At 62.6% G+C, this 6,820-nt stretch carries 4 protein-coding genes and 1 pseudogene; all 5 read left to right on the top strand.

Annotation, left to right across the window (positions count from 1 at the left end; all coding sequences use genetic code 11):
- Positions 1-600, top strand: a pseudogene (locus AB5Y54_RS06960) (ISL3-like element ISAeme19 family transposase); the annotation flags it as partial.
- 604 nt (positions 601-1,204) lie between these two features.
- Complete coding sequence (locus AB5Y54_RS06955; RefSeq protein WP_201920858.1) at positions 1,205-3,133, top strand: PTS mannitol transporter subunit IICBA; 1,929 nt, start codon at positions 1,205-1,207, stop codon at positions 3,131-3,133.
- Between the two features lie 37 nt (positions 3,134-3,170).
- Entirely contained in the window at positions 3,171-4,316 is a 1,146-nt protein-coding gene (locus AB5Y54_RS06950) for a mannitol-1-phosphate 5-dehydrogenase (RefSeq protein WP_201920855.1), read from the top strand.
- 97 nt (positions 4,317-4,413) lie between these two features.
- Positions 4,414-4,935, top strand: a complete 522-nt coding sequence (locus AB5Y54_RS06945) for an MltR family transcriptional regulator (protein ID WP_010672759.1) — start codon at positions 4,414-4,416, stop codon at positions 4,933-4,935.
- Positions 4,936-5,029: 94 nt separating this feature from the next.
- A complete protein-coding gene (locus tag AB5Y54_RS06940) occupies positions 5,030-6,820 on the top strand; it encodes a sodium:proton antiporter (protein ID WP_041214376.1) in 1,791 nt (596 codons plus the stop codon).

Genomic DNA, 6,820 nt, shown 5'->3' with positions numbered 1-6,820 from the left:
CAGATTGAGGCGGTGGCGATGGACATGAACACGGCGTTCGACCTGGAGGTGAAGCAACACTGCCCGCAGGCGGAGGTGGTCTACGACCTGTTCCACGTGGTGGCTCGCTATGGCCGAGAGGTGGTGGACCGGGTGCGAGTGGAGCAGGCGAATGCACTGAAAAGCGATAAACCGGCGCGAAAAGTGGTCAAAAGTGCGCGTTGGTTGCTGCTACGTAATCGGACGAAGCTGAGTGAAAAACAGGATGTGAAGTTGCAGGAGCTGTTGGCGGCGAATCAACCGCTGGCGATGGTGTACGTGCTGAAAGAGGCGTTGAAGGGCATCTGGTATGCGCCGAGCGTGTGGGAAGGATGGCGACGATGGCGGAGCTGGATGCGGCAGGTGAAGGAAAGCGGGCTAGCGCCGCTGCAACGATTTGGTCGAAATTTATCGAAATATATGCGGGGGATCCTGGCGAGTGCAAACTACCCGATGCACACGAGTGTGCTGGAAGGGGTGAACAACAAGATCAAAGTGATAAAGCGCATGGCATATGGATTTAGGGACTCAGAATACTTTTTTCTGAAAATCAAGGCGGCCTTCCCCGGAAAGCCGCGATGAACCTTTTTTTATGGCTGCGCTCCGCGGGCAGACGGGATGGGAGACCCGCTCGCAGGCCCCTGCCTGCGTCGCGACCGGCAGGGAGGATCGAGACGGGAGCGGATCAGGATCCGCCCCCCGGGCGTCACAAGAGGCCCTTTCAGAACCGATCCTCTCGGGGGAAAAACTGAAAGTGGGTTACAAAATAAATGATTCATTGGTGATTAACGATGAACTGCGGCATATCCATCGTTATTCCTTGCAAATACGAGGCGACAAACCATGACTCATTTGAGTGCAAAATTTGGTTTTGTGACGACAGTCACGTTGACACTGCATTTTCGCAAACCACAAAACGAGACATCAATCACAAAAAATTGACACCCAGAAGCGAGAAGATCGAAATGTAGCCGAAATACAGCGACTGACTGTGATCTTCATCACTATATCGGGAGGGGGGAGGTCGAGGTATTTGAGATCCAGGTCACAAGACACCCCGTTTCCAGCCTAATTTGATCACAAGCTGGTAGATTGAAGTTGCTTAGACGACTGGGATGGGAGTTCGGCAAAACTCGTCATCCCGACTACCACTTTTAATCACACAGGCTTAAAACGGGGTCCCGACATGTTATCACCGGATACCAAAGTCAAGATACAGAATTTTGGACGCTTCCTGTCCAATATGGTCATGCCCAACATAGGCGCCTTCATCGCCTGGGGCTTCATCACCGCCCTCTTCATCCCCACTGGCTGGCTGCCCAATGAAACCTTGGCCAAGCTGGTTGGTCCCATGATCACCTACCTGCTGCCGCTGCTCATCGGCTATACCGGCGGCAAGCTGATCGGGGGTGACCGGGGTGCCGTGGTCGGTGCCATCACCACCATGGGCGTCATCGTGGGGACCGACATCCCCATGTTCATGGGCGCCATGATGGTCGGCCCGCTGGGTGGCTGGGCCATCAAGCGCTTCGACAAGGCGATGGAAGGTCGCGTCAAGAGCGGCTTCGAGATGCTGGTGAACAACTTCTCCGCCGGCATCATCGGCATGTTGCTCGCCATTCTCGCCTTCTTCGTCATCGGTCCCTTCGTCAAGGTGCTCTCCGGCGTGCTGGCGAGCGGTGTCGGCTTCCTGGTGGACAACCACATGCTGCCCCTCACCTCCATCTTCGTCGAGCCGGCCAAGATCCTGTTCCTGAACAACGCCATCAACCACGGCATCTTCTCGCCGCTCGGGATCCAGCAAGCCACCGAACAGGGCCGCTCCATCTTCTTCCTGATCGAAGCGAACCCGGGTCCGGGCATGGGCGTGTTGCTGGCCTACATGGTGTTCGGCCGTGGCGCCGCCAAGCAGTCCGCAGCCGGTGCGTCCATCATCCACTTCTTCGGCGGCATCCACGAAATCTACTTCCCGTACGTGCTGATGAACCCGCGCCTCATCCTGGCGGTGATCGCAGGCGGCATGACCGGGGTCTTCACCCTGACCCTGTTCAACGCAGGTCTCGTCTCCCCCGCCTCCCCGGGCTCCATCTTCGCCGTGCTGCTGATGACGCCGAAAGCCTCCCTCATCGGGGTGCTGCTCTCCATCGTCGCCTCCGCCACCGTCTCCTTCCTGGTCGCCGCCGTGTTCGTCCGTGCCCAGCAGCCGGAAGCCGACGAGGCCGATGCCCTGGGTGAAGCCACCCGCAAGATGAAGGCCATGAAGGGTACCAAGCCGGAGACCACCGCCGCCAAGAAGCCGGAAACAGAGCTGACCGCAGTGCGCAACATCGTCGTCGCCTGCGATGCGGGCATGGGCTCCAGCGCCATGGGCGCCGGCATGCTGCGCAAGCGGGTGCAGGCCGCCGGTCTCGACATCAGCGTCACCAACCGTGCCATCAACAACCTGGACGATCAGGTGGATCTGGTCATCACCCACAAGGATCTCACCGACCGTGCCCGTCGCCATGCGCCGCATGCACAGCACATTTCGCTGACCAACTTCCTCGACAACGCCCTCTATCAGGAGCTGGTGCAGAACCTCAGCCTGGCCAACGCGGCCAACGATGACGTCGCCAACCCGCAACTGCTGGTGGCGGCCAACGACGACAGCTACGAGCCCCAGGAGCCGGAAGTCTTCACCCTTAGCCTGCAGGACGTGCACCTGGGCCTCAAGGCCGATAGCAAGGAAGCCGCCATCGTGACCGCCGGCAAGCTACTGGCCGAGCGAGGCTATGTGGCACCGGACTACGTCGACGCCATGCTGGAGCGCGAACAGCTGGTCTCCACCTACCTCGGCGAATCCATCGCCGTGCCCCACGGCACCATCGCCGCCAAGGAGCACGTGAAGCGTACCGGCATCGTCATCTGCCAGTACCCGGCCGGAGTCGCCTTCGGCGAGGGCGCCGATGAGGTAGCGCGCCTGGTCATCGGCATCGCCGCCCGCAACGATGAACACATTCAGGTCATAACCCGCCTGACCAATGCACTGGACGAACCCGGTCTCATCGACCGCCTGGCCAGTACCCAGGATCCTCAGGAGTTCCTGGACTTGCTGGGCGCCGAACAGGCTGCCTGAACATCCGTCATCGTCTTTGGTTATAGAGGTTAATATCATGAAAACATTGCATTTTGGTGCCGGCAACATAGGTCGTGGCTTCATCGGCAAACTGCTGGCGGACGCCAGCCATCAGGTCACCTTCGCCGACGTCAACGAGACCCTGATCGATCAGCTCAACCACCGCCAGGAGTACAAGGTGCACGTGGTGGGCACGGATCAGAAGCTGGACGTGGTGCGCAACGTGGCGGCGGTCAGTTCCGCCGGTCACGAGGTGATCGCCCGCATCATCACCGCCGATCTGGTCACCACGGCGGTCGGCCCCAACATCCTGGACAAGATTGCCAGCACCCTGGCCAAGGGGCTGCAGGCCCGCTTCGATGCCGGCAACCTGACTCCCCTCAACGTCATCGCCTGCGAGAACATGGTGCGCGGCACCAGCCACCTCAAGGAGGAGGTACTCAAGTACCTGCCGGTCGCGTATCATGCCACCCTCGAGCAGTGCGTCGGCTTCGTCGACTCGGCGGTGGATCGCATCGTTCCACCCGCCGCGGCGAACGACGATCCCCTGGAGGTGACGGTGGAGAGCTTCAGCGAGTGGATCGTCGATCGGACCCAGTTCAAGGGGGAGCTGCCCCAGGTCGCGGGCATGGAGCCCACCGACAACCTGATGGCCTTCGTCGAGCGCAAGCTGTTCACCCTCAACACCGGCCACATCGTCACCGCCTACCTCGGCAAGCTCAGGGGCTATCGCACCGTGCGCGAGGCGATCGAGGATTCGCTGATCCGCAGCAAGGTGCGCCGCGCCATGGAGGAGAGCGGGGCCGTGCTGGTGAAACGCTACGGCTTCGACCCGCGCCTGCACGCCGCCTACATCGAGAAGATCCTCTCCCGCTTCGCCAACCCCTATCTGGTGGACGAGATTGACCGGGTCGGTCGCCAGCCGCTGCGCAAGCTGGCGGCGGGGGACAGGCTGGTGAAGCCGCTGCTCGGCACCCTGGAGTACGGCCTGCCGAGCGATCACCTGCAGGAGGGCATCGCCGCCGCACTGCATTACCGCAATGAGGACGATCCCCAGGCGGTGGAGCTGCAGGCCATGCTGGCGGAAATTGGTCCGGCACGGACCCTGGCCCGCGTCACCGGCCTGGATGAGCACAGCGATGTGGTACGCACCATCGTCGCCCGTTACAACAACTTGAAGTGACCTGATGGGGTGGCGTCACACCGCCCGTGACGGACCCCATACGATACAAACCGGGGGAGGGCCTGCTCTCCCCCTGTCAGCCGGACCCGAAGCACTTATGACCACACACCAGGAAGATGAAGTACTGGAGCGACTGAACGAGCAGGATGGCCCCCGCGGCTTCTTTCTCGAGGTCGTGACCATCCTGGAAGAGGCGGTCGACTCCCTGATGCGGCGAGCCTTTCGTCAGGAGGAGTATGCCGTCAAATACGCCATCGAACCCCTGCTCAACCAGAGCGGCCCCCTCGGCCAGCTGGAGGTGCGCCTCAAGCTCATCTTCGCCCTCGGCCTCATCTCCCTCGAGCGCTATCAGGATCTCGAGGCGTACCTGAAGATCCGCGACTTTCTGGTACGCGACCCCAAGGATTACCGCTTCAGCGACAAGCCGGTCCGCGATCTGCTCGAGCGCCTGAATGCCATCCAGCAGGGCAGCATGATGCCGCAGGATCCCCCGGCCAACGAGGAGGACTGGCCCCTCTACCAGATGCAGCTCAACCGGCTCGATCAGATGGTGCGCTCCGCCCTGGTGCTGGCGGTGACCGATTGCGTCACCGAACTCCACAAAGAGAGCCCCATCTGATCTGAGCGGCTCTCTCCTGCACGCCTGGCGGGTGTCATCTTGCCCCCCTTCCCCGCTACACTAGGTCCAACCCCATCACCTGTACGAGGTTGGCATGATTGCTCTATCCCTCGCCGGAATAGCCCTCATCTCCCTGCTCGCCCAATGGCTTGCCTGGTCCGTGCGCGTTCCCGCCATTTTGTTCCTGCTGCTGAGCGGCCTATTGCTCGGCCCGGTGACCGGTCTGCTCGATCCCGATCAGTTGCTGGGGGATCTGCTGTTTCCCCTGGTTTCCCTCTCGGTCGCCATCATCCTGTTTGAAGGGGCGCTGACCCTGCACCTGACCGAACTCAAGGGGATCGGCAAGGTGGTACGCAACCTCTGCTCCACCGGCATGGTGACCAGCTTTGCCGTCATCGGCGCCGCCAGCTACTTCCTGCTTGGGCTGGACTGGCGGGTCGCCATGGTGCTCGGCGCCGTGCTGGTAGTGACCGGCCCCACGGTGATCGCCCCCATGCTCAACGTGATCCGCCCGGTCCGGGAGGTAGACAAGATCCTGCGCTGGGAGGGGATCGTCATCGACCCCATCGGCGCCCTGTTCGCGGTACTGGTGTTCGAGGCGGTGCGCCTCGGCAGCCAGGGGGATCTGGTCGGTCATACCCTGCTGGCCCTGGCCAAGACGGTGGGAGTGGGGTCGCTCATCGGGGTCGGTGCCGGCTGGCTCACCACCCTGCTCATCCGCAAGGACTGGCTGCCGGTCAGCCTGCACAAGTTCGGGGTACTGGCGCTGGTGCTGGTGACCTTCACCCTGTCTGACTGGCTCAGTCACGAATCCGGCCTGCTGGCGGTGACGGTGTTCGGCATCTGGCTCGCCAACCAGGAGGGGCTGGATCTGGAGGAGGTGCTGGCCTTCAAGGAGGATCTCGCCGTCATTCTTATCTCCTCCCTCTTTATCCTGCTGGCAGCCCGCCTCGATCTGGCCCAGCTCTGGCAGCTCGGCCCCATGGTGCTGGCCCTGCTGTGCGTGGTGCAGTTCGTGGCTCGCCCGCTCTGCATCCTGGTCTCGACCCGGGGGTCGGACCTGCCCTGGCGCGCCCGCGCCCTGCTCGCCTGGATAGCCCCCCGGGGCATAGTCGCAGCGGCGGTCAGCGCCTCCTTCGCCATCAGCATGCACGAGGCCGGCATCGAGGATGCCGACAAGCTGGTGCCCCTGGTGTTTGCGGTCATCATCTTCACCGTGGTGCTGCAGAGCCTGACGGCCACGCCATTGGCCAGATTGCTCGACATGCGCCAGAGCGCCCCCAATGTCTGGCTGCTCATCGGCGCCAACTCGGTGGCCCGGGCCATCGGCAAGGCGCTGGCGGATCAGGGGATCCCGGTGCAGCTCTCCGATCCTGCCTGGGAGCACTGCAAGCTGGCCCGCATGAGCGGCCTGCCCTGCTACTTCGGCAACCCCCAGTCGGAGCACGCCGAGCGGCACCTGCCCCTCACCAGCATCAGCACCGTGCTGGCGCTCTCTCCCAGCCGCCACAACAACGCCCTCGGGGTGCTGCACTTCGCCCACCTCTACGGGGAGGAGAAGGTCCACTCCCTGCGTTCCAGCGAACAGCACGGCAAGGCCAACCGGGAGAGCGCCACCTTCCGTGCCCGCCAGAACCTGTTCGGCGCCGACATCAACTTCGCCAGGCTGAGCGGCCTGCTGAGCCGGGGCGGGCAGATCAAGGCGACCCGCCTGAGCGACACCTTCGACTGGGACCAGTATCAGGAGGCCAATCCCGGCGCCATTCCTTTGTTCGTGCTGGATGCCAAGGCCAGACCCAGGGTGGTCACCGGCCCTGTCACGCCGCTGCCCGGGGAGCTGCTGATCGCCCTGCAACCACCCCGGGAGGGGGCGACGGGGCCCTGA

This window comes from Aeromonas sp. s9 (assembly GCF_040907765.1).
Classification (GTDB): Bacteria; Pseudomonadota; Gammaproteobacteria; order Enterobacterales; family Aeromonadaceae; genus Aeromonas; species Aeromonas caviae.
The sequence above is the reverse complement of the archived record's forward strand: the minus strand, read 5'-3'. Positions and strand labels throughout refer to the sequence as shown.

Excerpts from the sequence above, each read along its gene's own strand:
- AB5Y54_RS06955 (WP_201920858.1), top strand. The coding sequence starts at position 1,205 with ATGTTATCACCGGATACCAAAGTCAAGATACAGAATTTTGGACGCTTC.
- AB5Y54_RS06950 (WP_201920855.1), top strand. The coding sequence starts at position 3,171 with ATGAAAACATTGCATTTTGGTGCCGGCAACATAGGTCGTGGCTTCATC.
- AB5Y54_RS06945 (WP_010672759.1), top strand. The coding sequence starts at position 4,414 with ATGACCACACACCAGGAAGATGAAGTACTGGAGCGACTGAACGAGCAG.
- AB5Y54_RS06940 (WP_041214376.1), top strand. The coding sequence starts at position 5,030 with ATGATTGCTCTATCCCTCGCCGGAATAGCCCTCATCTCCCTGCTCGCC.